Below are 25,794 nucleotides of genomic sequence, written 5' to 3'. Positions count from 1 at the left end.
TCCAAAGATTATTCAGCGTCGCTTGGCGTATCGCTGTATTTCTCGATGATGGCCTGCGCCAAACGCTTCTTGGGGATGCGCTGGTCCATCGATGTTTTTGAATCCAGCGGAACGCTCCGGATTCCGAGAAGTTCGCCTTGTCCATCAGCAGACCCTTGGCTCGATCGATGAGCTTGCGCTCTTCAAGGGTCTCCTTCGTCTTGCGAAGTTCCTCAGCCGTGTCTTTGAGCTGTTCCTGAGTTGAACGCAATTCGCTCTCGTTGTGCTCAACGCTGTCGAGCAAATCATTGATTTCTGCGAAGCGTCCCATGGCGACTGCCAAAGCAGGCAGCAGCTTCGACTCCTCATATGGCTTGGTCACATATGCCATCGCGCCCGCTCCGATGGCCTCTTTGACGAGATCGGCTTGCGAGAAAGCGGTCAGCATGACCACTGGCGCGAGATTCTCATCGCAGATGACGCCTGCGGCCGTGATGCCATCCATATGAGGCATTTTCACATCCATGCACACCACGTCCGGGCGCTTCTCACGGGTCAGTTCAATGGCCTCTTCACCGTTGGCGGCCTCGCCCACGACCTCATAGCCATTGTCTTCAAGCATTGCCACAAGATCCATACGGTTCACCGATTCATCTTCGGCGACGACGACGGTGGGCTTACGCTTGGCTTCCTTGTTCTCTACGGCTTCATTGCCGGCTGCGATGGCATCGGCGGCGTTATCTACCACCGGTTCCGTCGTAGTATTCTCTTGTTCTTCACTAGACATAGCAAGATTCTCCATTCATTCCTTAAACTGCGCTCACCGCAACTTCCGCATACGAATACAACCTATTCGCGGCCGGACATTCCCAACAACACAGTATACCCCACACTGCTCGTGCATACGGGACTAATCTCGCAATGCCGCTTCCTCTTCCTCGGAAACCGCGATCATGTTGTTCGGTGCCATATACAGACGTTGAATGGCGATGATCGACTTGGCGTCGAGAATCGTACCGTTGATCACCATGTGATAGCACTCCTCCGGCGTGTAGAAACGCACCTGGGCTCGCGCTTCGCTGGCGTATTGGTCACGATCCGCGATCGGAGTCAGATCGTATGCGAAATACAGTGCAGTGTGCTGGGTCGAATAACTCGGCGTATTGATGAAGCGGCAGAACTGCGTCATCGTCGCTGCCTTGTAGCCGACTTCCTCGGCGAGTTTGCGATGTGCAACATCCACAGGACGCTCGTCTTTTTCGATGGCATGACCGGCTGGGATCTCCAGTGTCCAGCGGTGCACCGGTATGCGGTACTGTTCGATCAACGGTACCATGCCGTCTTTCGTCAAACCGATGACACCAACCGAATCACCGTTGTTCTTGTGCAAGATGAAACGTTCAAAATGGCCGGCAGTGGCAGAATCGAAGGAAGCACGGTCAACATTGAAATAATGGCCTTCGATGACCGTCTGGCGGGATTCTTCGCGAATCGGCGTGCTGCGCCACGGATCAAAACGGCGATATGTTGTTTCCCTGCTCATAACAGTCCTTTCTGTTGCACTGCACTCCATTGTATATAGAAACATTCCGGCATTTTGTTGATAGCAAAGAAAAAGACCCGCTGTTTTTCGCGGGTCTTTTCTGTCGGTGCCCCCGGTGGGACTCGAACCCACACTGTACAGATTTTGAGGCTGTCTCCTCTACCAATTGGGATACAGGGGCAAAAGCAACCTATGTCAATATACTACACTTCGCACATTTTGCAAATTCAGACACACCGTATTTCAAAAAGAAGTGGCGTGGCCGACGAAACCGTCGAGCCACGCCACTCACTTATTCACAAACTCAATCAGTCGCAAGCGCCGACGGTGTGAACGTAGATGGAGTCGGTACGGCCTGGCTGGTGCTCGCCCTGTGCGGAGCTCAGCACGACGATCTTGTCGCCATTTGCAACCTTGCCGGCCTTGCGCAGCACCTGATCGGTGAAGGTCATGAGGTCCTTGCGAGACATGTCATGATAATCCTCGTCGAGCTTGATGCCTTCGGTGCCCCAGCTCAGAGCCAGCCAGTGGTAGGTGTGCTCGTTGTTGGTCAGGCCGAAGATTGGGGTGGCTGGACGCTCGCGGGAGACGCGATGCACAGTGGAACCGGTCTGCGTGTAGGCGACGATGGCCTTGGCGTTGAGCTTGTCGGCCAGATCGACAGCGGCGGAAGACACGGCACCGGTGCTCGACATGTCGAGATCCTTGAGGTGAGGAATGCGGTCGAAACCGTGTTCGGTGGCATAGCCGGAGATGCGAGACATCGTCTTGACGGTCTCGACCGGGTATTCGCCGACAGCGGTCTCGTTGGAGGTCATCGTGGCGTCAGCGCCGTCAAGCACAGCGTTGGCGCAGTCGGATGCCTCTGCACGCGACGGAACCGGGGAATGAACCATGGAGCCGAGCACTTCGGTTGCCACGATGACCGGCTTCGCGTACTGGCGAGACAGCTCGATGCAGCGCTTGGTGACCAGCGGAACCTCTTCGAACGGCATTTCAACGGCCATGTCGCCACGAGCGACCATGATGCCGTCAAACACCTTGACGATGTCTTCGAGGTTCTCAACAGCCTGCGGCTTCTCAATCTTGGCGACGATCGGGATGCGGCGGCCTTCTTCGTCCATGATCTCATGAGCGCGATCGATGTCGGTGGCGAAACGCACGAACGACATGGCGATGATGTCGGCGCCAGTGCGGATGGCCCAGCGAAGGTCTTCCTCGTCCTTGGCAGTCAGTGCAGGCAGAGAGACGGCGACGCCTGGCAGGTTGATGCCCTTGTGGCTGGAAACGGGTCCGGCGACGACAACCTTGGTGTAGACGTTGTTGCCTTCGACCTTCGTGACCTCAAGACGAACCTTGCCGTCGTCGATCAGAATCGGATCTCCTGGATGGCAGTCGCCCGGCAGACCCTTGAACGTGGTGGAAGTGATGTGCTCATCGCCCTCGACGTCATCGGTCGTGATGATGAACTCCTGACCTTCCTGAAGCTGAACCTTGTCTTCACCGTCGGCGTTCTTCTTGAACCAACCGCAGCGGATCTTCGGCCCCTGCAGATCGACGAGGACTGCAACGTTGCGGCCGGTGGTCTTTGAAGCTTCGCGAACGTTGTTATAGACGCGGAGGTGATCTTCCGGCGTGCCGTGGGAGCGGTTCAGACGTGCGACGTCCATGCCGGCTTCGACGAGCTCGGTGATCTTCTCGAGAGATTCGGTGGCTGGACCGATGGTATCTACGATCTTGGCTTTACGCATGTATGCCTACCTATTCTTTGACGTTCGTGTTCGTTGCGAACACACTCAACGTTGTTAAGCTTACTCCTTTTTCTCTTCCGCTCGGCGCAAATCGAGCAGAAGACTGTGAGCGCTCACATACTTTGGGCATCCCCTCGACCGCCGTTCACGCTTTTCCTTCAAGCTGCTTGTCGGATGCTTTTGAATCTACTGCTCTCATTTTGATGACGCTGGCCAACGCCGAACCACCGATGGCGACGATGATGACGACCAGTGAAAGCCACGTCGGTATTTCCGGCACCATCTGGAGAGGCTGACCGTGGTTGATGAACGGCAGAGAGTTGCCGTGCAATGCCTCCATGATGAGCTTGACGCCGATGAATCCGAGCACGATCGAAAGGCCGACGGGCAAATACACCAGCTTGTCGAGCAGACGTCCGAGCAGGAAGTAGAGCTGCTGCAGACCGAGCAACGCGAATACGTTCGACGTGAACACGATGAACGGATCTTTCGTCAGGCCGAAAATCGCAGGAATCGAATCGAATGCGAACATCACGTCGGTCGTGCCGATCGTGATGAACACGATGAGCATCGGCGTCCAGTACTTCTTTCCGTCAATCGTGGTGCGCAGCTTCTCACCGTCATATTCGTTCGTGATATGCGTGAATTTGCGCATGAGCCTGATGAGCCCGTTCTCATGGAATTCCTCATCATCGTCCTCACCCATCGCCACTTTGATGGCCGTGTAGATGAGGAATGCGCCGAAGATGAAGAACACCCATGTGAATCGAGACACAAGCGCCGCACCGATGAGAATGAAGATGCCGCGCAATACCAGCGCTATCGTGATGCCGACGGACAGCACGAATTTCTGCAGTTTCTTCGGCACGGCGAAATTCGACATGATGATGACGAACACGAAGAGATTGTCGATGCTGAGAGAGTATTCGGTGAGCCAGCCCGAATAGAATTCAATGGCCGGTTTGGAGCCGGCGACCCACCATATCAATCCACCGAAGATCAATGCCATCGCGACGAAGAACGCAATGTGCTGCACGCACTCCTTCGTGGATGGCACATGTGGTTTGCGGCCAAGAATGAACAGGTCTACGACGAAAAAATGACCAGAACAATGTAGGTGCCGATCATGAACGAGATTGGGGTTTCTGCCATGCTCTTCAGCTTACGGATTATTGCCGACTCATGTAGCTGAAGAGCATGACGGACCCCACGTCGCCGCGTGAGACAGGCGATGCGAATGATGTGCAGGCTACTTCTGCGCTTCCGTCAGCGCACGCAGTTCCTTCTTGAGATCGCGAATCTCGTCGCGCAACCGCGCCGCGAGTTCGAACTGAAGCTGCTCGGCGGCCGTGTGCATCTGGTCGGAGAGTTGGCGAATGAGATCCGCAAGGTCCTGCGCCGGCAGACCTGCTTTGAGAATCTCTTCATGCCGTTTATCAGCCTCTTCTTTGTCGAGTGTCGGAACGCCGAGATGCGTGTTGCCGGCCTTGCCCGCATTGCGGTATCCGCCTTCCAGCAGTTCCTGCGTGTCGACGTCCTCTTTGGCGAGCATGTCGTTGACGTCACTGATCTTCTTGATCAATGGCTTCGGATCGATGTGATGCTCTTTGTTGTAGGCGATTTGAATCTCACGACGGCGGTTCGTTTCGTCGATCGCCTTCGTCATCGAATCGGTCATCTCGTCGGCATACATGATGACGGTGCCGGAGACGTTACGCGCGGCACGTCCGATCGTCTGGATGAGCGACCGGTATGAGCGCAGGAAGCCTTCCTTGTCTGCGTCGAGGATCGCCACAAGCGAGACCTCCGGCAGATCAAGACCCTCACGCAACAGGTTGATGCCGACAATGACGTCGATTTTCCCTTCACGCAGTTCTCGGAGCAGTTCCACTCGGCGCAATGTGTCGACGTCGGAATGCAGGTACTCGACCTTGATGCCACGTTCAAGCAGATAGTCCGTCAGATCTTCCGCCATCTTCTTGGTCATCGTCGTCACCAGCGTGCGTTCCTTCTTGGCGACGCGATCCTTGATCTCAGCGAGCAGATCGTCGATCTGGCCCTCCACAGGGCGCACTTCGATCTTCGGGTCGAGCAGTCCGGTCGGGCGAATGATCTGTTCGACCACGCCGTCGGAGAGCCCGAGCTCGTAGTCGCCAGGGGTTGCCGACAAATACACGGTCTGCCCTACTCGATCGAGGAATTCAGGCCATTTGAGTGGGCGGTTATCCATCGCCGAGGGCAGACGGAATCCATGTTCGACGAGTGTGCGCTTGCGGCTCGCATCACCCTCGTACATCGCCCCGATCTGTGGAACGGTCACGTGGGATTCGTCGATGACGAGCAGGAAATCGTCGGGGAAGAAGTCGAGCAATGTGTGAGGCGGGGTGCCCGGCGCACGACCGTCAAAATGCCTCGAGTAATTCTCGATGCCGGAGCAGACGCCAACCTGCGAAAGCATCTCCAGATCATAGGTGGTGCGCATGCTCAAACGCTGCGCTTCCAGCTCCTTGCCCTGTTTGCGCAGTTCCGCAACGCGTTCGTCGAGTTCCTCCTGAATGGATTTCAGCGCGCGTTCCATGCGTTCCGGCCCCGCCACATAGTGCGATGCCGGGAAGATGTGCACATCGCTGACATGATCGATCACGTCACCGGTGAGTGGGTGCAATGTGGTGATTCGATCGATTTCGTCTCCGAAGAACTCTATGCGAATGGCGAGTTCTTCATAGACCGGAATGATCTCCACTGTGTCTCCGCGTACGCGGAATGTGCCTCGCGTGAAGGCGATGTCGTTGCGTTTGTATTGCATATCGACGAATGTGCGCAGCAGGTCGTCTCTGTCGATCTGGTCGCCCTCATGCAGGAACAGCATGCGTCCTGCATATTCCTCGGGAGTGCCCAAGCCGTAGATGCACGACACCGTTGCGACCACGACGCAGTCGCGTCGCGTCAACAGATTTGCCGTTGCCGCATGGCGCAGACGTTCAACGTCATCGTTGATGTTGGAGTCTTTTTCGATGTAGGTGTCGGTTTGCGGAATGTATGCTTCAGGCTGGTAGTAGTCGTAATAGGAGACGAAATAGCTCACGGCATTGTCGGGCATGAGTTCGCGAAATTCCGCGCAAAGCTGCGCCGCCAGCGTTTTGTTGGGCTCGATGATGAGCGTCGGCCTTTGCAACCGTTCGATGAGCCATGCGGTCGTCGCCGTCTTGCCGGTGCCGGTGGCACCCATCAGCACGACGTCGTTTTCACCGTTTTCAATACGCGTGGCCAATTCTTCGATGGCCTTCGGCTGATCGCCGGATGGTTTGTATGGCGATTTGACCACAAACGGTTTGTTGATGCGCTCAATCTCGAATCCCATGTCACTCCTCGTTCACGTCTCTCCACCAGCGTTGCATCAGAGAATCAACGTCTTCGAACATCTGTTCTATTGGTTTGCTGCCATCGATAATAACATCACTGATCGCTTCGCGCCAGTGGTCATCCGTTTGGCTGGCGATTCTGGCTCGAGCCTGTGCTTCGCTCATACCGCGCGTATCGACCATGCGCCGAATGCGCAAGGCGCACGGGGCTTCAACCGTCACCACGTGGTCGAATCGGAAGGGCAGGTCTTCGAACACCTCAGCCAATAGTGGAATGTCATGCACGATGATGTGATGTGCACGCCCGTCATGCTGTATTTCCTGTTCACGCCGACGTGCCAACTGGTACACGAGTGGATGCATGATGGCGTTGAGTCGCTGCACATTGCCAGGTGCCGCATCGCTCCCGAAGACGCGTTCCGCGAGAACGGCACGGTTCACCGCACCGTGTTCGTCGAGAATATCGTCGCCGAAGGAGACCGTCAATTGCGGGATTGCCGCAGATCCCGGCTCCTGCAAACGGTGAGCCAGTTCGTCGTAATCGATCACATCGGCTCCGTCTTCGGCCATACGACCGGAGACGGAGCTTTTGCCGGCGGCGATGCCGCCAGTCAATCCGATGCGCATACCGTACCCCTAGGCTTGCAGACGCTGCGCGTAGGTTCGCGCGACGGCATCCAACTCAGCATCGCTGAGCTTCATGGCGCCACCGATAGCAAGGGGCTCGACCCACTGCATACCGATGCGCCATGCGGTGGCACGTTGCGGGGTCAGCAGTTGTTCGAATGGGAACGGCCCGTCTGGCATGTATGTGTGTGCATCCGCACCCGCGCTGATGGCCACCATCAGACGCTTACCCTCGAGTGCATGCCCTCCACCATATGCCCACCCGTATGCGAGCACCTGGTCTTCCCATGCCTTGAGCAGCGGCGGGGTGCTGTACCAGAACATCGGGCTTTGCCAGACGATGAGATCAGCTGCTTCGCATGCGCGCTGTTCCGCTTCAACATCGATATGGCCATCCGGGTACAACGCATATTCGTCGCGGACGGTGACTCCATCGATCGAGGCGGCGGTTTGCGCAAGTTTGTTATTGACTCGCGAGCCGTCATGCAGATGCGGGTGGAATGCGAGCACCAATGTGTTTGTCATGATTCTCCTTGCTAGTCATCGCTGTGAACGGCTACGCATTGATATCGCCATAACCGTAATCGTGAATCGTAGTCTACAGATCGTTGATTGAACAGAGTGTTATGGCATGAGCCAAACTCATAGCAGACGTCCGCATGGAACATTGTTGCATAAGTGCGCTGCCCGTGATCTTATCTGAGTAAAAAGCGGGTGGGGTTCCGACGCTTTCGCATCGGAACCCCACCCGCTTCGCTATACGTCAGGTATAGTCACGAGCCGTTCGATGAACTCACTTCTTCTCGCTCAGCAGCTGCTCGCGAAGAGCGGCGAGCTGATCGGAATCGGCGAGAGTGCCATTGGACTCGTTGTCGGAGGAGTAGTTCGAAGTCTCTTCGACCTTCTCTTCCTTCGGAGCCGACTGGCCGTCTTCCGCGGCGGAAGCTTCGGCGTTCTCGAGCTCCTTGCGCACGAACTCCTTGTGCAGCTCCCACAGACCGTGAGCGGAAGCGTACTGAGCTTCCCATTCCTCACGCTGCTTCTCGTAGCCAGGAATCCATTCGTTCGTGTTCGGATCGAAGCCTTCCGGATACTTGTAGTTGCCGTCTTCGTCGTACTCTGCCGGCATGCCGTAGAGTGCTGGATCGAAGTCTTCGGAGTTCGGGTCGACGGAATCGTTGGCCTGCTTGAGCGACAGGGAGATGCGACGACGATCGAGATCGACGTCGATCACCTTGACGAAGACCTCTTCGCCTGGCTTGACAACGGTTTCCGGATTCTCAACGTGACGGTTGGCGAGCTCGGAGATGTGGACCAGGCCCTCGATGCCGTCTTCGACGGAGATGAACACACCGAACTGGACGATCTTCGTGACCTTGCCACGGACGATCTGGCCAGGAACGTGCGTACGAGCGAAGCGCTGCCACGGATCTTCCTGGGTCGCCTTGAGCGACAGGGAGATGCGTTCGCGATCGAGATCGACGTCGAGCACCTCGACGGTGACCTTGTCACCAACCTTGACAACCTCGGACGGGTGATCGATGTGCTTCCAGGAAAGCTCGGAAACGTGGATCAGGCCGTCAACGCCACCAAGATCGACGAATGCGCCGAAGTTGACGATGGACGAGACGACGCCTTCGCGAATCTGGCCCTTCTTGAGCTGCGAGAGGAAGGTCTCGCGAACTTCGGACTGGGTCTCTTCGAGGTACTGGCGGCGGGAAAGCACCACGTTGTTGCGGTTCTTGTCGAGCTCGAGCACCTTGGCCTTGATCTTCTGACCAATGTATGGGGAGAGATCGCGGACGCGACGCATTTCGACGAGGGAAGCCGGCAGGAAGCCACGCAGGCCGATGTCGACGATCAAGCCGCCCTTGACAGCTTCGATGACGGTGCCTTCGACGACGCCGTCGTTTTCCTTGATCTTCTCGATGTCGCCCCAAGCGCGCTCGTACTGTGCACGCTTCTTCGACAGAATGAGACGACCTTCCTTGTCTTCCTTGGTGACGACAAGGGCTTCGATGGTGTCGCCGACCTTGACGACGTCATCCGGATCGACATCTTTCTTGATGGAAAGTTCGCGGGAAGGAATTACACCTTCGGTTTTGTAGCCGATGTCAAGAAGGACTTCGTCGTGATCGACCTTGACGACGGTACCTTCGACCAGATCACCATCATCGAAGTTCTTGATGGTGGAATCGACTGCCTTGATGAAGTCGTCGACGGTGCCGATATCGTTGATGGCGACCTTTTCGACTTCTGTATTGTTCTCTGCCATTAATGTGGTTTCTTACAAATAGTTGGGTGGATAAAATCGATATTCAGTTATATGCAGGTGCAGGTGGCTTCGAAACGATCGAAACCCTCCGAACACATGCACGTTCAATTGTAGGCGAAGCACTGCCCAAGAAAAGGAAGTTCTCCGGCGTGTCGCCTTCCTGTGAGGAAAGACACACAGATGCGGGCATGGTGTCATCGACACATGCGTTCGGCCTGCTCAACGACGTTGAGCAGCAGCATGGCTCGGGTCATCGGCCCCACTCCCCCGGGATTCGGTGAATAGGCACCGGCAACTTCGTAAGCGGCATGATCGATGTCGCCCGCTATGCGCATTCTTCCCGCCTGCTCGTCGTAGACGCGAGACACGCCCACGTCCACGAGAACCGCATCAGGCTTCACCTGATCGGCTCGCACGAAGGCGGCTTTGCCGACCGCAGAGATAACAACATCTGCACGGCGTATATATTCCTCGATGTTTCGAGTGCCCGTATGGCACAACGTGACGGTGGCGTTCACCTCGTTTCGGGTGAGCATGAGCCCGATGGTACGGCCTATTGTGATGCCTCGACCCAGGACGCACACGTCTTTGCCGTTCAGATCGATGCCATAGGCGTCAAGCAATGCGAGCACGCCTCGTGGAGTGCAGGGCAATGGCGTCGCGATCTGACCGCGAACGTGCAGTACCAGTTCACCGAGATTGAACGGGTGCATGCCATCGGCATCTTTCGCGGGGTCGATGGCATCGATGACGGCATTCGAATCGATGTGGGCGGGAAGCGGCAACTGCACGATGTAGCCGGTGCATGCGGGGTCTTCGTTGAGCTCCCTGACGACCTGCAGCACGTCTTGCGTGCTTGCGGTTTCCGGCAGCTGTCTGCGTATGGAGGCGATACCCACCTGGGTGCAATCCCTATGCTTGCCTTCCACATATTTCACCGACCCTGGGTCTTCGCCGACGAGCACGGTTCCCAAGCCAACGGTTGCACCTTGTTCTTTCAGCGAAGCGACACGCGTCGCGATGTCGTTTTTGATCCGTGCGGCAACTTGTTTGCCATCGAGTATGATTGCCATCTAGAAGAGCCTTCCCGCCGTTACACATATGGGTCTGACGTTGCCCCATTGTTGCAGAACACGGCGAAAAAGAGCAAGGCACTAACCACATAAAGGAACGAACATGCGTAATCGTAAGAACGGCCGTCGCGCCATCGTTGCACTGTTGGCCTGCATTGCGACGCTTCTGGGTTCCAGCGCCTGCGGGTGGGCTTCCGAACAAACCAGCCAGCCGCAGCCTTCGACCAGCACAACGCAAGCCAGCGAGAAGATAACGGTTGTCGCCACACTCAATCAATGGGGTTCGCTGGCCAACAGCATCGGCAAAGACAAGGTGAGCGTCACCTCGATCATGTCGTCGTCCACCGCCGATACGCATAATTTCGCCCCTACCAGCAAACAAGTGTCTACGATGCGCAAAGCGCAGGTGTTGGTGTCGAACGGCGCCGGCTACGACTCCTGGGCCGACAAAGGCCAGTCCGAAGACACCACCCTCGTGTCGGTGGCCGACACAGTGGGCGCGATGGAGGGAGACAATCCCCATCTGTGGTTCTCGAAAGACGCCCGTCAAGCCGTCGCCAAAGAGCTGACCGAAGTGTTCAGCCGGCTCCAGCCTTCTAGCAAAAGCTATTTCGAGAAGAATCTGAAGCAATGGCAAACGAACGAAAAAGAACTTGAAAGCACACTGAGCGAACGCAGCAAAGAACTCAAGAACCCCACGTATGCCGCGACGGAAGACGTCGCATATTATTTGATGAGTGATCTTGGATTCACCGATGTGACGCCCAAGAATTTCGCACAGGCCGTGACGGGCGGCGATGAGCTGACGTCTGCCGACACCAAGGAATTCGAAAAGGTGATCACAGACGGGCAGACGAAGCTGCTCATATGCGACTCACAGGCCAAAACAGATGCCGATGACACTCTGACCAAGGATGCCAAAGAGAAGAAGATTCCCGTCGTCACCGTCACCGAAACGATGCCGAAAGACCAAAAACACTCCTCGACTGGATCGAATCACTGGGTGACACGATCATCTCGCAAGTCGAAGAAGAGGAGTCGACGCAAGAGGAATCCGGCACTGCCAGCCCAAGCCCATCAGCATCGAGTTCTACAAGCGGTTCGGAACGATCGAAGTAACCGCATTAACCGCAATATAACCATTGCGCTTTGGCTTTCTTGCGCTCAATAAAAAGTGAACTTTGCGATACAGTCAAGCTGACTGCTTATTGAGAATGATTGTCAATACTGATTGAAACACTGGTAACGCATATCAGATGAATATCTACACCTTGTCAGCAGTTGTCGAGGAGCAGCCATGACATCTTCGGGGTCATTGCAGGAGGAATCCTGCATAGTCGGTCATGACATCGCCATCCAGCGCGGTGGTCACACCATTTGGAGCAACGGAACTTTCTCTATTCCAACGGGCAGCGTCACCGCTATCGTCGGCACCAACGGAGCCGGTAAAACGACGTTGATGAAAGCGGAGCTCGGTCTTCTCCCCCTCTCTCAGGGCACGTTGACGGTACTTGGCAAACCGGCCGGCGCGATGAACGACCGCATCGGGTATGTTCCGCAGAGCTACACTTCCGACATCGACTCATCATTGACCGCCGAGCAATCAGTGCTGCTCGGGCTGACCGGCACACGCTTCGGCTTCCACATCGTCTCGAAGAAAGAGCGCGCCAAAGCTCATGAAGCCATGCAATTCGTGGGAATTGACGATAAAGCGTCATATCGTCTTTCCGAACTCTCGGGAGGACTGCGCCAACGAGTCGCCATAGCCCAGGCTTTGGTGAGCGACCCGCAGCTGCTGATGCTCGACGAGCCGCTGGCGAACCTGGATCTCGCAAGCCAACGCACAACCGTGCATATTCTCGCCAAGCTCAACAAGGAGCTGAACATGACGATTCAGGTCGTGGCCCATGATCTGAACATGTTGCTGCCGATTCTCACCGGCGCCGTCTATCTGCTTGACGGGCACCCACACTATGCACGCCTCGACGAGGTGCTCGACTCCCATCTGCTCACGCACCTGTATGGCACACAAGTGCAAGTGATCACCACGCCACAGGGAGACATGTTCGTCACACCGAACGCCGACACCATCGACACGAATCCCGACATGCACTCCTCCAGCGACGTCGCGCAATTCCACCATCACACCCATTCGCCACAATCATCAGACGATTTGCGCGAAGGTGACGCGCAGAGAGGGGAACACCAGTGAACGCATTTTTCTCATATGATCCGCTGTGGACGCAGACGCTGACGATGCCGTTCATGAGGAACGCTTTTCTCGCCGGACTGTGCATCGCTTTGGCCGCCGGCGTCATCGGATATTTCACGATTGCAAGAAACTCCGCATTCGCATCACACGCGCTCGCGCATATCGGACTCCCAGGGGCTACCGGCGCGGTGCTTCTGGGTCTGCCTGTCGCGCTGGGACTCGGAGTGTTCGCCGTGGGCGGAGCATGGGTGATCGCAGCCCTTGGCAAACGAGCAAGCGAACGCGAAATAGCCACGGGAACGGTTCTGGCGTTCGCAACAGGTCTCGGTCTGTATTTCGCACGCATGTCGAGTTCCGCATCGCAACAGCTTCAAGCCATTCTGTTCGGCTCGATTCTGACTATCACGCCTTCGCAGATCGTCGGATTCGCGATCTTCGACGTGCTGCTGCTCATCGTCATGGCGATCGTGTATCGCCCGATGTTGTTCAGCTCGCTCGATGAACAGGTGGCGCAGGCAAAAGGCGTGCCGGTGGGCTTCATGAATCTGCTGTTCATGACCGTTCTCGCCGGTGTCATCACGATCGCCGTCCCCGCGATCGGCACGCTGCTGATCTTCGCATTGGTCGTCACTCCCGCCGCAACGGCGATGATCGTCACCAATTCCCCGTTCAAGGCGATCGTTGTGGCAACGCTCCTGTGCTTGGTGAGCATTTGGGGTGGTCTGGTGATCTCGACGATGTTCCCCGCACCGCCGAGCTTCGTTATCGTGGCATTGTCAACATTGTTCTGGGGCATCGCCAAAGGAATCGAAGCAGCACGAAAGAAGAACCACCGCGCATAGATCGCGATGCGTTGCGTCATTTTCAGACCTGTGATGGCCTATTGCTCGGATTGCACGAGAACCGTGGCGATGGCGGCGATGCCTTCACCACGCCCGGTGAAACCCATACCGTCGGTTGTGGTCGCCGTCAACGACACCGGGCAACCGCATGCCATCGACAACGCACGCATGGCCTCGTCACGGCGTGACCCGATTTTCGGTCGATTGCCGATAACGCTCACGCTTGCACTGAGCAGTTGGAACCCTTCTCCCCTCACACGGTTCACCGTTTCACGCAGCATCTGATCACCATGCATGCCGGCACCCCTCGAGTTCTTCCCCACACCGAACATCGTGCCGATGTCTCCAAGGGAGCATGCCGAAAGCATGGCGTCGATCAATGCATGGGCGACGACATCGCCGTCCGAATCCCCCTCGATGCCATTGCCGTCCCAGTTTAACAGGGCAAGAAAAAGCGGCTTGGGATCGCTCTCATCTGCGAAACGATGCGCGTCGAATCCCAAACCGTTGCGAATGTGCGGACTCACGCTGCCGCCTACTTCTTCTTGGACTTCTTGTTTTCCGATTCAAGCCGGGCAAGGGTCTCGCTGGCAGGCTCTTCAGGGGCTTGCGTGTGATGCTTTTCATCGCCTGGCTCCGGATCGCGATACCCGAGATTGACATCGAGCAGGCGCTGCGTTTCATCTTCGCTGATGTGCTCCGAAAGCGCGATCTCCGAAGTGAGTACGCTACGTGCCTTGGTGAGCATGCGCTTCTCGCCTGCAGACAGACCATGCTCGTCGACATCGCGCTGCGACAGATCGCGTACCACTTCAGCGATGTTATTGACGTCTCCAGTGGCGATCTTCTCGACGTTCAGCTTGTAGCGGCGAGACCAGTTCATCTCTTTTCCACGATGGGCGTACGTAGAATCTCGAACACTTTGTCTACTTCGTCGCCATCGACGATGTCGCGAACACCGACTTTCTTGAGATTGTCGACAGGTACGAAAATCTCAAGATCGTCGGAGGAAAGCACGGAAAGCTTCAGGTATTCACGAGTGACGCCTTTGACGGTTCTTTGCGAGATCTCCTCAACTCGAGCAGCACCATGACGCGGATATACGACCATATCGCCGACTTTGTATCCCATGAATCCTCCGTGAGAACAATATAAAACCCGTATAAGTATGCCCGAAAGCGTGGACTTGCAAGCATTTACGTAAAAAATCGTCGCTTTTTGCAAAGACACGCGCACACCTGCGCGGTTTCATGCTTATCCTCTACATATGAAAACTAATCAGTTCAACACACAGGCCATCGTTGCGGTGGATCCCGACCAGCTCGACACCGTCAGCGAGGGACGTTTCTATAATCCCCACGAAATTCTCGGAGCCCATCTGGGTACTGGAGAATTCAGTGACACCGCCACCGTTCGAGTGCTTCGTCCTGACGCCAAAGATGTCGTCATCGTCACCCCCGATGCGCAGGTCCAAGCAGTCGAAGAACACAACGGCGTTTTCGTCGCCGTCGTTCCGGCAGTACAAACCAAAGACGGTTATGGCGTGCCGGACTACCGCATTCGCACCACGCAGCAGGATGGCACCGTCGTCACCGAAGACGACCCATACCGCTACCTGCCCACCGTCGGAGAAATGGATCTCTACCTGTTCGGCGAGGGCCGTCACGAACGCTTGTGGGAAGCCATGGGCGCACGTGTCAAGCGTTACGATGACGCCATGGGCGGCATCGACGGAACCAAGGGCCAGCAGGTTGTCGGCACCGCATTCACCGTCTGGGCTCCAAACGCTCATTCGGTGCGCGTGGTGGGCGATTTCAACAACTGGAACGGCATCTGCCACTCGATGCGCGAACTCGGCTCCTCCGGCGTCTGGGAGATCTTCATTCCAGGCGTTGAAGCGGGCGAGATCTACAAGTATCAGATCCTCAACGCTTTCAACCAATGGGAGATGAAGGCCGACCCGATGGAACGCTCCCATGAGATTCCACCGCGCACCGGCTCCATCGTCGTCGAGTCCAAGTTCGACTGGGATGACGATGCTTGGATGACCAAGCGCGCAAAGACCGATCCGCATCAGGGACCTGTCGCCATCTATGAGGTGCATGCGAACAGCTGGCGCAATGACGTGCACAACTATCGCGAGCTCGCCGACAAGCTTGTGCCGTACGTGCAGAAGATGGGCTTCACGCATGTGGAGTTCATGCCTCTCGAGGAATACCCATATGCAGGTAGCTGGGGCTATCAGGTCACCGGCTACTATAGCGTCGATTCCCGCTTGGGCGGCCCAGATGATTTCAAGTACTTGGTCGACAAGTTCCACAATGCCGGCATCGGCATCATCATGGACTGGGTTCCTGCGCACTTCCCGAAGGATGCGTTCGCACTCGGGCGCTTCGACGGCACGCCGCTGTATGAGGATCCGGATCCGACCCGTGGCGAGCACCCGGATTGGGGCACCTACATCTTCAACTTCGGCCGTCGTGAAGTGCGCAACTTCCTCGTGGCGGACGCCTGCTTCTGGCTTGACGAATACCACGTCGACGGCCTGCGCGTCGACGCCGTTTCCTCGATGCTCTACCTCGACTACAGCCGTGAACCAGGGCAATGGCACCCGAACAAGTTCGGCGGCCGAGAGAACCTCGAGGCTATCGACTTCATCAAGGAAGCCAACGCCACCGCATACAAGAACAATCCTGGCATCATGATGATCGCCGAGGAGTCCACTGCGTATCCGGGCGTCACCGCGCCGACAGATCAAGGTGGCTTGGGCTACGGTCTCAAATGGAACATGGGTTGGATGCACGACACATTGCAGTACCTGCATGAACAACCGATCAACCGCAAGTGGCACCACAACGAGATCACATTCTCGATGGTCTACGCATATTCCGAGCATTATGTGCTGCCCATCAGCCACGACGAAGTCGTGTATGGCAAGGGCTCGCTGTTCGGCAAGATGCCGGGCGACGATTGGCAGCGCTATGCCGGCGTGCGTGCCCTGTTCGCCTACCAGTGGGCGCATCCGGGCAAGAACCTCACGTTTATGGGCAACGAACTCGCCCAGTATGGCGAATGGGACTACAACAACCAGCTCGACTGGAACTGCCTCGACTGGCCGGATCACCGTGGCGTGCAGCAGCTTGTGGCCGACCTCAATAAGCTCTACGTGAACTCTCCGGCTCTGTGGAGCCAAGATTTCACGCAGGACGGCTTCCAGTGGCTCACCAGCGATGACGCCGACCACAACACGTTGAGTTTCGTGCGCATCGGCAAGAACGGCGAAGAAATGGTTGTGGTCGTCAACTTCTCCGGCACGGCATGGCAGGACTATCAGGTCGCTTTGCCAAGCGGAGGCCGCTGGAAGGAAGTGCTGACCACTGACGACAAGAAGTACGGCGGATCGGATATTCACAATACTGATATCGTGGCGAATTCCGAACCATACCACTCGCGCGATTATTCTACGAAGATAACCGTGCCGGCGCTCGGTGTCGTATTCTTGGAACCAGACAACAAATAGAACCAACAGGAAGAGGGCGTTCGCATGTCTGCTCCTTCGAACAACGACGAAGAACGACACACGATTCTCGTCGTGGAAGACGAACCCACACTGGCAACGGCCATAGCTCAACGACTGACCAATGAGGGATGGATTGCACGCATCGCATCTGACGGTGCCACGGCTGTCAAGGCCGCTGACAAACTGCATCCGGATTTGATCATCATGGATCTGATGCTGCCGGTGATGGACGGCGTTGAAGCGACCAAGCGGATCGAAGCGCAACACCCGATTCCGGTTCTGATGCTCACCGCGCGAGATGACGAGGCCGATATCGTGATCGGCCTCGGCGCGGGGGCCGACGACTACATGACCAAGCCGTTCTCGATGCGCGAGCTTGTCGCGCGTGTCCGCGCGCTATTGCGTCGTGTGGATCGCGCCAAGGTCATCGCCCATAAGAGCGAGAACGAACGCATTCTCGATTTCGGCTCGCTCGTCATCGATCCGGCGAAACGCCATGTGATCCTCGACGGCAAGGAAGTGCATCTGACTCCAACCGAGTTCGACCTGCTCACCACGCTCGCCCGCCAGCCGCGCTCCGTGCTGACTCGTGAGCAACTGCTCGAAGAAGTGTGGGATTGGGTCGATGCCTCCGGCACACGCACCGTCGATTCGCATGTCAAAGCCCTGCGTCACAAGCTCGGACCTGCGACGATCCGCACTGTGCATGGCGTTGGATATGCCTTCGAACCACCGGAACACTGAGCTCTATGACCGACGAAGCATATAACCGCAGGATGAGGCGCTCGCAGCATCGTAGAGATGCCAAGCGGCGCCTCTCCCGCTTTTCTCGTCCCTCAAGGTGGAGATCAGTCTGCTGATCGTCGTGGCCACTGTCTCCGCATTCGTATTGGCTTGGATTTTCTCGAAGACGAAGATCAACGACTGGCTGGCGTTGCCGATCACAATCATCGTCATATTGATCTTCACCTATGCCACTTCAAGGCACCTTACCGACCCGCTTGGCCAGATGAGAGATGTCGCCGAGAAACTTGCCGATGGTGACTATTCGGCACGTGTTCCAGACTTTGAAAACAAGCACGACGAAGTAGGGCAGCTCGCGCACGCGTTCAACGAAATGGCCGCTGAATTGCAACACGAGGATCAACTTCGCCGTGACATGATCGCCAACGTTGCCCACGAGCTTCGCACTCCCGTTTCAGCGTTGCAGGCCATGGTGGAGAATATGGCCGATGGCATCGTGGAACCCAATGAGCAGAATATGGAGAATATTCTTGCGCAGACGCATAGGCTCACCGATCTCATCTCGTTCCTGCTCGATCTATCGCGAATAGAGGCCGGCTCATCGAGCCTTGATATCGAGCAATTCAATTTCGCCGATCTCATCGACGAGACGATCGCCCCGCTCACGTTCACCGACAATGGCAGAAAACATGCCATTAAAACACATGTGCCAGATGACATTGTGATGGAAGGTGACGTCGATCGCTTGCGGTAACTGTTCACGAACATCATCGCCAATGCTCTCAAGCATTCGTTGGACGGCGCAGATGTGGTTGTGGAAGCGCATGTTGACCATAGCGGCGAACATGTGATCACGAATATCATCAACTCCGGTTCGCAGATCCCCAAAGACGTGCGTCAGAAGATCTTCCAGCGTTTCGTCAAGGGCATCACCACACGCGGTTCGGAATCCGGCGGCACCGGCCTTGGCTTGTCGATCGCAAAATGGGCGGCGACACTGCACGGCGGATCCATTCACGTGGTCGACGATGCGCGCGGAGTCAATTTTGAGATCGTGCTTCCCATGCATCCGCACCTCGATCACGACGATATGCAGCAACTTGAATCAGCTGAGTGACTGAACAGTAATATCTAATTATTCCCGTGTGGGAGTGCAGGCCACGGCGAACGCGCACAGCACCGTGAAACCATGTTCGTCAAGCACTTTGGCGCATTGGTTGATCGTCGCACCAGTGGTCACGATGTCATCGAGCAAAATCACCGTGGCGCTCTGCATTGCACTGCTGACTCGCGTATTGAGAATGATTGACTGGCTGGCACGTCGCGCACGCTGCCGCGCCCCTGACGTCTGCACGGATTTCGCGCTGGAACATACTCGCAGCAATGGCAGGCAATGCACCTGCCATCCGAGCGAACTCCAATGCCGGCACAGCGCACGACCTAACGGTTTCACTTGACTTCTGCCGCGTCTTCGCACGGATTTGGAAGATGACGGCGCAGGTACCAGCACAATAGTCTCCGCTCGGTTCATGCTCCGCAATAATTCAGCATTATGTGCAAACACGTGATCCGTCAAACGGCACAGTGCTTGTGAGATCGGCACATCGCACTCCTCGTCGCCGTGATCCTTCCAATTGAGCACCATCTGCCTGACAGTACCCGTGTAGAACGCACAGGCGAAGCCAGTGTGCGACGTACTGTGCTGCAATGTGAACGGCACGCATAACCGCAGTCTATTTGAGCATCGTTCACACAGCACCTCATCGGGAGCGTCGCAGCCGGAGCACCCGCGTGGGAACAGCAGATTGACGCATTCCCGCGCGATCTGCTTGATCAACTGCGCGAACCGCCCCATCGCAGCCCCCTCTCGTTCACACAAGCAATAGTTTGAATTATTGCATGTGCGCACCATACCATTCGATGATGCGTTCGCACAGTACAAGCGTGTCTTGCGGTCCGGTGACGCGAATGGCGAACGTTCCCGCACGGGCGGCCGGATAATCATTGCCGTCGGGATCCATGCGATCCCCGACGAATGCGATCTGCGAAACCTCCACGCCCAGCATCGAAGCAAGTTCTTTCACCGCATACGCCTTGTCGACGCCCTTGTTCGAAATATCAACGCTCGTCGAACCGCCTGAACGTACTTCCAGATGCGGCACATCACGCTGAACGGCTTCCGCAAGCTTGTTCTTCTTCACATTGTCAGGGTCCCACTGTTCCTTGGCTTCGACCGGTGCCTGCTGCCCCAGCGCGGAGAATGTGATCTGACTGCCGCGGTCTTCAATGCGCGGCCCCCAAGTCTTGCTTTCCCAAATGCCGAGTTCACGTGCATGCTTTTCCAAGGAGGCGATGACCGTGGCGCGATCTGTCTCGCTGAGATTATGCTCGTAGATCTCCTGCCACATGCCGTCCGCACTATTCCAGTTGTAGTATCGTGTTCCCGACGTGGGCATCAGATGCATGTTGGCACGATTCGCGTCGGCGGTGAGCATATCGGTGACCTGGGAGCGCACCAAGTCGATCGTGCCACCTGAAATAATCGCCACCGGAAGCAGCCGAGTCAACGCAGACAATGCCTGCGCCATCGGCTCATGCATCGGCTTTTTCGACCGCGCCAGCGTGCCATCCAAGTCGAAAGCCATCACCTTCATGCGTGCGCATAGTTGGGCGATATCAACTTGATCGGCCATCACGATCTTGACGTGCTCGCTCATATTCACTCCTCCATCGTTAGTCAATAGCTAGTAATCGTAGCGCAAAGACCCAGCAATGTTTTAGAGTGGGAAGCATGATTCGCGCACCTTGGGAAGAGAAAGTCTACAGGAACCGTCATGGACGCGGTATTCGCACTCCCCCGTTCGGCACAAGATTACCGCATTACCACACACGAAGCGGCATGTTCGACGACATGGCCATTGCGCAGATCCGTCGTTTGAACGCAGCGTGGCCGCAACTTCTCGCACCGTTGCAATTCGCCGTGGAAGATGTGCCGCCGTCGTCGCCTGCACCTTGGGAGGCGAATCCGCGTCTCACCTCGCAGGCATTCCCCGCATCGCATGGTATTCCCGCGCGCGTAGTGCTCTATAGGATGCCGTTGCAGAGTCATGCCCGTTCGCGCGCCGACCTGCAGTTCGCCATTCGTGATGAGCTCGTATTGCGCATTGCCGAGCTGTATGGCAGGCGTCCGGAAGAGATCGACCCTGATTGGGGCATGTGATCAGTGCACGATGGTTGCGTCGTGCACTGCATACACCGTCTGTTCGGCAACGCGCAACGAGTTCGCACCGATATAGGCGATGCCGGCCACGTTGGCGTCACTGACTTTGCTGTTCGTCAGGAACGCTCCCCACACCAGATTGCTGTCCGCATAGTCTGTGGTGATGGCAACGGCGTTCTTCGCGATATCGGAAGGCTTCAGTGTCCGTGCCGAGTCACCGTCCAGGTCAATTGTTTTTACCGCGAGTTGCCCACCGTGTTCATCGTATGCGGTGAATGTCACCGTGATCGATTTCGATGAGGCATTGGTCACCACGAGTTGCGCGTCCATGTTCGCTGGAATGGTCAGAGCAGATTGCGCGTAGGCATGGGTGGTGTTGACGACCGCAAAATCGTGAGAATCCTTATTCGTGGAGTCTATGCTCGCATTCGCTTTGACATCGACATCGCTTTCCACAAGCAATGCCAATGCGCCGGATGGGATCGATTTCAGCGACAGCGTGTTCACTTTGTTTGCCTCGACCGCGTGCTTGCCTTCGCTTTTCACGCCAGATTTTGTGATCCACGACAGATTCAGCGAACCGGATTGAGAGCCGAACACTCGCAATGTGACGTTGTTGTGCTGCTCCCCCAGATTGATCACCTGCGTTGATGCAGCCGATTCGAGAGGCATCACGAAATCGTTGCCGTCGGCGTTCAAACCATCCATCTGAATGGTGCGGACCACGGCAGCCACTGGCGAGCCCTGAGAACGAACGCGTACATACACGGCGTTCTGGTTCGATGCAGCCGCTGCGAGATCGACCGATATCTGTTCGTTCGCACCGACTACAAGAGTGCTTTGTGTAGCCATGGTGATCGACCCGTCGGTGCCATTCATCGTGAGTTCCACAGTCGTGGATTTATCGGTGGGATTGGCGATCAGCAACTGTTGCGTCGTTCCCTGCTTGGTGCTTGAGACGAGAAAATCCTGCTGCAGGCTTGTGCTGACGCATGAAGCAGCCGACACGCCTGCGATGTCGCCGTTGGTGGCCCAGGAAGCAATGGCTCCGCTTGCGCCGGTTCCCGTTTGGGCGCCGAGCAGACGAGTCTCAAAGACCTGTGGCTGCTGAACGCCATCTTGTGAGGCGAGCACAACCGAATCATTGGATGCAGTGGCATCATCATCATTTTCTTGCTGGCCTTGCAGCACCGTGTTCTTCGAAGAATCCCCCATAGCCGAAACCTGTGCATGGAATATCGCCCCGAACGCGCCGTATCTGGCACTTGAAGTCAGGTCTCCAACACTGGCCTGGAATTCCTCATCACCGTACGTACCTGTGTCCGCAAGACCCATTTGCGCCGGGCAATACTGGTCGATGACCTTCGGACTCACTTCCTGCGTCACAGATGCATTGGCCGTATCTGCGTGATCTGCAGGGAGATTCTTACCTGGAATGAAAGCCAAACCGACCAGCACCGCAGCAACCACCCCGGCGGAAATCGTGGTCATGAGCGCTTTCGTGACCGGTGAATGGCGTCGCGAATGCGAAGATTCCAACCGCTTGCTCATGCTTCCTCCTGATTGTTCGTATGCGTTCTCGGGATGGCAACGATGCAATACAGCACCACGACTATGCCAAGGCACCACAGCCAGGCGATACGCCAAGGATTACGGCTCTGCTCCTGTGCTTTCGACGCGTCGATATGCTGCTCGTTCGCCGGATTCAATGTGAATCGGTAGTATGTTCCCTGATCATTGCTGACAACGGATTGCGTACCCGCACACGAAGTGATATTGGCCAATAGTTGAGCACTGGCCTTGCTGCTGGTGTTCGCAGCGGAATCCGTGACGACATAGATGCCACCGAAACCGAGGTCGGAAAGCTGCCTGATGGCATCATCGTCGTTCTGGGCCAGCAGCTGCGCACTCGCGTGCGCGATCTTGGTCTGGTCGCTGGTTTCGCTGAATCCTTCGCTCGCCTCACGTGCACGCTGTGCGGCAGACGAGTCAATCAAATCACCGCTACCCGTACGCATAACCGAATATGCAACCGTATCGGAGCCGGTTGCCGCCAAAGCGAGCACGCGCCGATTCTCACCGCCTCTGAGGTATTCCTGTGCAACCTGCGGCAGACCATAATCCCGTGCACCGATTCCATCGCGATACGCGATCTGGTACCCATAGAAGATGCCGGCGCATGACAGCACGGCCAGCACAATCGCCACCGATGCGCGACCGATGACTCGCACCACAGACCGTGATTGCCGCTCGACATTCAAACGGGCGAAACGTTTTGTGGCGGATCCTGAAAGAACCGCGATATTCGCCAACATGCCGCATAGCGCCAAGACGACGCCCGGCAGCACAGATCCGGAGGCCAAGCCATAGGGTTCGACTGCGATGACCATGGCGGCGGAAACGATGGACAGCAACAATCCGCTGATGGAGATCATCCATAGGATCCTGCTGGCGCGGAACACCGATGGGCGCAGCAACGCCAGAAAAGCCAGAACCGTGATGACACACACGGCTATGAACAGCAGCATATCGGTCAAACCACTGACGCTGAACCAATTGGAGAATTGCGTGGGTGCCGAGATGTTGAACGCACGCCATACGAGTTCGGTGAGATTGAGCACCTTCGGCGAACCGTTCACCGATTGCACGGGAACCATGATGTCGCCGAACAGTTGCCTCATCATTCCATTGCTCGCATACCTCACAGAGTTCACCAATGTCGGCGCCATGGCAAATGCCGCTGGGAACGGGATCAGTACGAGCATCGCCCTGTGGTCTCGCACGAACACAAGGAAGGCCACGAAGATCACGATCAGGGCAAGCAACAATTGCGGCTCTGCTGCAACCGTCGGAATGAACAGCAGCGCCGCAGCCGCGGCAGACTGCACCGAAGCCCTTGGATTCACAGGCTGCTCGGTGCGATACATGCCCACTGCCTTGAAGCAGAACGCGAATGCCGCCGGCAAGAACACCATGACCGTGAGCATCGGCAGATTCGCGCTGGAATACAGTCCCAATGCCAAAGCGAGGGCGAACCACATCAAGCCGCTGAATACGCGGATCTCGTCGGAACGCGTCACAACACCGGCGAGAGCCCAGAAGCTCAGCACACAGGCCGGTGCCGACAGGAAGAAGATCAATGCCAAGGCAGCGGCGACGTGCCCTCCGGTGAAGATGCTCGCAACCATCAGCACCAGAAGCCATGGCGAAGGCGGAACGGGCATGCCTGTTCCCGCACCGAAGTTCCATGTGGTGGTGGCGGCCTGAACCAGCTGCTTGAACGTGGCATCCGTAGCGAGCAGCTGACTGGAGTAGAGTGAGTCGCCGCCGAATGCGCGACCGAACAGCGGCCAATAGATGACCATGACGCACAGGAATGCGGCGAACGCCGCGATCAATGCCAGCACCCAACGCCGTATGAGCCGCCTGTGCAGATGCGCTTGCGCGAGCGGGTCGAGAACCAAGCCCCCCTGTTCGGATTCAAACGCTTTCAGACGCGCATGCCATGTTCTCATCTGATCACGGTCGGCGATCAGGTTCGACAGTTGCGACCTTGATACCGAGCGTACGGCCGACAAGCGGTGTCGTGCGCCGAAAGCCCCCGGAATGTTGAACAACGCGATCCAAGGCATGCAGAGCATGCACCATGCACGGTATGGCTGTTTGCGGAACAGGAGCCGTATGGATTTCGCGAGGCAGGTGAAGATGCTGGCGACCCACAATAGCGGCCACCAGCCTGCGTTGACGTCGGTGTATGAATACTTCTGCTTGACGTTGAGTTGTGTCATCGATGTGTCTATGACACGGCCCTCTGCCGATGGATGCCCGTCATGCGTACGCACGCCCTCGTAACGTGCACGGCGATGCGCGATGCGCGCCGACGGTACGACGACCACGCGTTTGCCCGCCCTGCACAATCGCCTGCACAGGTCTTCGGACTCACCGTATGTCGTAAACCAGGGGTTGATGCCTCGCACACTGTGCAATGTGTTGACCGGGATGAGCGCACCCGCCAGCGATACGGCGAACACATCGTTGCGCGAATCGTATTGCTCCTGATCCGGTTCCCCGTCTACGACGAGTGACACCACTGCGTGCTTGTTCGCATATTTGCCGACATCATGCAACCGCACGGCATCCCAGTCGAGTTGCTTGCATCCGATGAGCGCCGCGGTGGGGGCGTTGGTCCATGCGTCGAGCAGCCGCTCCAAGCAGGTTGTGTCTGCCGGTCGTGAATCGTCGTGCAATACCCACAGCGTTTTCGTCGACGTGTCGATCTGGGCGTTGCGCAGCACCTTGGTGACTGCATCCCCGAACGATTTCGCTTGGGCGACTTTGAGGATCTGCACGCGGATCGTGTGCTCCTGCGGCATGCGGTGCAATGCGTCGCCACGGGTGGGGATGACGTTGAAGCTGGTCTGTACGGATTGCAACGTCTGCCCTGAGCAGTCCGCAATGACGATGGTCGAGGGCAATACGCTCTGCCGGAGCACTGCGGCGAACGTCTCCGCGAAGAAACGCATGTCGTTCTCCACGGTGATCACGGCGGTCACGTCATCGCGCACGGATTGGTCATGCGAATACGGTCGTTCGGCCAGTGTGTCACTGATCAGCTGCTGGATCTCGCTGTCGCCGGAAAGTCTCAT

General features: G+C 56.7%; 20 protein-coding genes, 1 tRNA gene and 3 pseudogenes. 8 read left to right on the top strand and 16 right to left on the bottom strand.

Annotated elements, in window-relative coordinates; translation table 11 throughout:
* Nucleotides 1-8: 8 nt before the first annotated feature.
* From GSD1FS_RS01540 to GSD1FS_RS01495, 10 genes and pseudogenes are all read right to left on the bottom strand, one after another.
* Nucleotides 9-766: pseudogene (locus GSD1FS_RS01540) on the bottom strand (ANTAR domain-containing response regulator).
* Between the two features lie 123 nt (nt 767-889).
* A complete protein-coding gene (locus GSD1FS_RS01535; RefSeq protein WP_155588061.1) occupies nt 890-1,522 on the bottom strand; it encodes an NUDIX domain-containing protein in 633 nt (210 codons plus the stop codon).
* A 107-nt stretch (nt 1,523-1,629) separates the two neighbouring features.
* Nucleotides 1,630-1,703, bottom strand: a tRNA-Leu gene (locus GSD1FS_RS01530).
* A gap of 127 nt (nt 1,704-1,830) precedes the next feature.
* On the bottom strand, nt 1,831-3,273 hold the full coding sequence (gene pyk / locus GSD1FS_RS01525) for a pyruvate kinase (RefSeq protein WP_155588060.1): 1,443 nt from the start codon (nt 3,271-3,273) through the stop codon (nt 1,831-1,833).
* A 145-nt stretch (nt 3,274-3,418) separates the two neighbouring features.
* Nucleotides 3,419-4,425, bottom strand: a pseudogene (locus GSD1FS_RS01520) (TerC family protein).
* Nucleotides 4,426-4,522: 97 nt separating this feature from the next.
* Entirely contained in the window at nt 4,523-6,634 is a 2,112-nt protein-coding gene (gene uvrB, locus GSD1FS_RS01515; RefSeq protein WP_155588059.1) for an excinuclease ABC subunit UvrB, read from the bottom strand.
* A gap of 1 nt (nt 6,635) precedes the next feature.
* On the bottom strand, nt 6,636-7,262 hold the full coding sequence (gene coaE, locus GSD1FS_RS01510; protein WP_155588058.1) for a dephospho-CoA kinase: 627 nt from the start codon (nt 7,260-7,262) through the stop codon (nt 6,636-6,638).
* A gap of 9 nt (nt 7,263-7,271) precedes the next feature.
* Entirely contained in the window at nt 7,272-7,787 is a 516-nt protein-coding gene (locus GSD1FS_RS01505) for an NAD(P)H-dependent oxidoreductase (RefSeq protein ID WP_155588057.1), read from the bottom strand.
* A gap of 268 nt (nt 7,788-8,055) precedes the next feature.
* Entirely contained in the window at nt 8,056-9,537 is a 1,482-nt protein-coding gene (rpsA, locus tag GSD1FS_RS01500) for a 30S ribosomal protein S1 (RefSeq protein ID WP_155588056.1), read from the bottom strand.
* A 194-nt stretch (nt 9,538-9,731) separates the two neighbouring features.
* Complete coding sequence (locus GSD1FS_RS01495; protein WP_155588055.1) at nt 9,732-10,610, bottom strand: bifunctional methylenetetrahydrofolate dehydrogenase/methenyltetrahydrofolate cyclohydrolase; 879 nt, start codon at nt 10,608-10,610, stop codon at nt 9,732-9,734.
* 103 nt (nt 10,611-10,713) lie between these two features.
* Between GSD1FS_RS01495 and GSD1FS_RS01490 the strand changes: the two genes are divergently transcribed.
* From GSD1FS_RS01490 to GSD1FS_RS01480, 3 genes are all read left to right on the top strand, one after another.
* Nucleotides 10,714-11,781 (top strand): metal ABC transporter solute-binding protein, Zn/Mn family, encoded by a 1,068-nt coding sequence (locus tag GSD1FS_RS01490; RefSeq protein ID WP_246165688.1) that lies wholly within the window; start codon nt 10,714-10,716, stop codon nt 11,779-11,781.
* 126 nt (nt 11,782-11,907) lie between these two features.
* On the top strand, nt 11,908-12,822 hold the full coding sequence (locus GSD1FS_RS01485; protein ID WP_155588054.1) for an ABC transporter ATP-binding protein: 915 nt from the start codon (nt 11,908-11,910) through the stop codon (nt 12,820-12,822).
* A 44-nt stretch (nt 12,823-12,866) separates the two neighbouring features.
* Nucleotides 12,867-13,664, top strand: coding sequence for a metal ABC transporter permease (locus tag GSD1FS_RS01480; protein WP_155588223.1), 798 nt, complete (start codon nt 12,867-12,869; stop codon nt 13,662-13,664).
* Nucleotides 13,665-13,702: 38 nt separating this feature from the next.
* Here the strand turns inward: GSD1FS_RS01480 and ispF are convergent, their stop codons facing one another.
* The gene (gene ispF, locus GSD1FS_RS01475) at nt 13,703-14,179 is read right to left on the bottom strand and encodes a 2-C-methyl-D-erythritol 2,4-cyclodiphosphate synthase (RefSeq protein WP_343030169.1); all 477 of its coding nucleotides are present in this window, start codon (nt 14,177-14,179) and stop codon (nt 13,703-13,705) included.
* 20 nt (nt 14,180-14,199) lie between these two features.
* Nucleotides 14,200-14,795 (bottom strand): annotated as a pseudogene (locus GSD1FS_RS01470) (CarD family transcriptional regulator).
* Nucleotides 14,796-14,931: 136 nt separating this feature from the next.
* Between GSD1FS_RS01470 and glgB the strand changes: the two are divergent.
* From glgB to GSD1FS_RS10345, 4 genes are all read left to right on the top strand, one after another.
* Nucleotides 14,932-17,184, top strand: coding sequence for a 1,4-alpha-glucan branching protein GlgB (gene glgB / locus GSD1FS_RS01465; RefSeq protein WP_155588053.1), 2,253 nt, complete (start codon nt 14,932-14,934; stop codon nt 17,182-17,184).
* A gap of 24 nt (nt 17,185-17,208) precedes the next feature.
* Nucleotides 17,209-17,928: a response regulator transcription factor gene (locus GSD1FS_RS01460; RefSeq protein WP_155588052.1), complete on the top strand. Its 720-nt coding sequence runs from the start codon at nt 17,209-17,211 to the stop codon at nt 17,926-17,928.
* Nucleotides 17,929-18,025: 97 nt separating this feature from the next.
* Nucleotides 18,026-18,682 carry a sensor histidine kinase gene (locus GSD1FS_RS10350; protein ID WP_425481766.1) on the top strand — a complete coding sequence of 219 codons (657 nt, stop codon included), beginning with the start codon at nt 18,026-18,028 and terminating at the stop codon, nt 18,680-18,682.
* 39 nt (nt 18,683-18,721) lie between these two features.
* Nucleotides 18,722-19,045: a sensor histidine kinase gene (locus tag GSD1FS_RS10345; protein ID WP_425481764.1), complete on the top strand. Its 324-nt coding sequence runs from the start codon at nt 18,722-18,724 to the stop codon at nt 19,043-19,045.
* Between the two features lie 18 nt (nt 19,046-19,063).
* Here the strand turns inward: GSD1FS_RS10345 and GSD1FS_RS01450 are convergent, their stop codons facing one another.
* Complete coding sequence (locus GSD1FS_RS01450) at nt 19,064-19,783, bottom strand: ComF family protein (protein WP_246165687.1); 720 nt, start codon at nt 19,781-19,783, stop codon at nt 19,064-19,066.
* A 37-nt stretch (nt 19,784-19,820) separates the two neighbouring features.
* The gene (locus tag GSD1FS_RS01445; protein WP_155588051.1) at nt 19,821-20,645 is read right to left on the bottom strand and encodes an HAD-IIB family hydrolase; all 825 of its coding nucleotides are present in this window, start codon (nt 20,643-20,645) and stop codon (nt 19,821-19,823) included.
* Between the two features lie 74 nt (nt 20,646-20,719).
* Here GSD1FS_RS01445 and GSD1FS_RS01440 point away from each other — a divergent pair, with 74 nt between their 5' ends.
* Nucleotides 20,720-21,148, top strand: coding sequence for a metallopeptidase family protein (locus tag GSD1FS_RS01440; RefSeq protein WP_155588050.1), 429 nt, complete (start codon nt 20,720-20,722; stop codon nt 21,146-21,148).
* Here GSD1FS_RS01440 and GSD1FS_RS01435 read toward each other — a convergent pair whose 3' ends face one another.
* Nucleotides 21,149-22,699, bottom strand: a complete 1,551-nt coding sequence (locus tag GSD1FS_RS01435) for a DUF5719 family protein (protein WP_155588049.1) — start codon at nt 22,697-22,699, stop codon at nt 21,149-21,151.
* Nucleotides 22,696-25,794 (bottom strand): glycosyltransferase family 2 protein, encoded by a 3,099-nt coding sequence (locus GSD1FS_RS01430; protein WP_155588048.1) that lies wholly within the window; start codon nt 25,792-25,794, stop codon nt 22,696-22,698. Before GSD1FS_RS01430 ends, GSD1FS_RS01435 begins: the two co-directional genes overlap by 4 nt.

It is taken from the genome of Bifidobacterium canis, assembly GCF_009727065.1.
GTDB lineage: Bacteria > Actinomycetota > Actinomycetes > Actinomycetales > Bifidobacteriaceae > Bifidobacterium > Bifidobacterium canis.
Note: the sequence above shows the minus strand (reverse complement) of the source record. Positions and strands in the feature narration are given on the sequence as shown.

Coding starts and splice junctions, on each gene's coding strand:
- GSD1FS_RS01535 (WP_155588061.1), bottom strand. CDS start 1,522: ATGAGCAGGGAAACAACATATCGCCGTTTTGATCCGTGGCGCAGCACG.
- pyk (WP_155588060.1), bottom strand. CDS start 3,273: ATGCGTAAAGCCAAGATCGTAGATACCATCGGTCCAGCCACCGAATCT.
- uvrB (WP_155588059.1), bottom strand. CDS start 6,634: ATGGGATTCGAGATTGAGCGCATCAACAAACCGTTTGTGGTCAAATCG.
- coaE (WP_155588058.1), bottom strand. CDS start 7,262: ATGCGCATCGGATTGACTGGCGGCATCGCCGCCGGCAAAAGCTCCGTC.
- GSD1FS_RS01505 (WP_155588057.1), bottom strand. CDS start 7,787: ATGACAAACACATTGGTGCTCGCATTCCACCCGCATCTGCATGACGGC.
- rpsA (WP_155588056.1), bottom strand. CDS start 9,537: ATGGCAGAGAACAATACAGAAGTCGAAAAGGTCGCCATCAACGATATC.
- GSD1FS_RS01495 (WP_155588055.1), bottom strand. CDS start 10,610: ATGGCAATCATACTCGATGGCAAACAAGTTGCCGCACGGATCAAAAAC.
- GSD1FS_RS01490 (WP_246165688.1), top strand. CDS start 10,714: ATGCGTAATCGTAAGAACGGCCGTCGCGCCATCGTTGCACTGTTGGCC.
- GSD1FS_RS01485 (WP_155588054.1), top strand. CDS start 11,908: ATGACATCTTCGGGGTCATTGCAGGAGGAATCCTGCATAGTCGGTCAT.
- GSD1FS_RS01480 (WP_155588223.1), top strand. CDS start 12,867: ATGCCGTTCATGAGGAACGCTTTTCTCGCCGGACTGTGCATCGCTTTG.
- glgB (WP_155588053.1), top strand. CDS start 14,932: ATGAAAACTAATCAGTTCAACACACAGGCCATCGTTGCGGTGGATCCC.
- GSD1FS_RS01460 (WP_155588052.1), top strand. CDS start 17,209: ATGTCTGCTCCTTCGAACAACGACGAAGAACGACACACGATTCTCGTC.
- GSD1FS_RS01450 (WP_246165687.1), bottom strand. CDS start 19,783: ATGGGGCGGTTCGCGCAGTTGATCAAGCAGATCGCGCGGGAATGCGTC.
- GSD1FS_RS01445 (WP_155588051.1), bottom strand. CDS start 20,645: ATGAGCGAGCACGTCAAGATCGTGATGGCCGATCAAGTTGATATCGCC.
- GSD1FS_RS01440 (WP_155588050.1), top strand. CDS start 20,720: ATGATTCGCGCACCTTGGGAAGAGAAAGTCTACAGGAACCGTCATGGA.
- GSD1FS_RS01435 (WP_155588049.1), bottom strand. CDS start 22,699: ATGAGCAAGCGGTTGGAATCTTCGCATTCGCGACGCCATTCACCGGTC.
- GSD1FS_RS01430 (WP_155588048.1), bottom strand. CDS start 25,794: ATGAGACTTTCCGGCGACAGCGAGATCCAGCAGCTGATCAGTGACACA.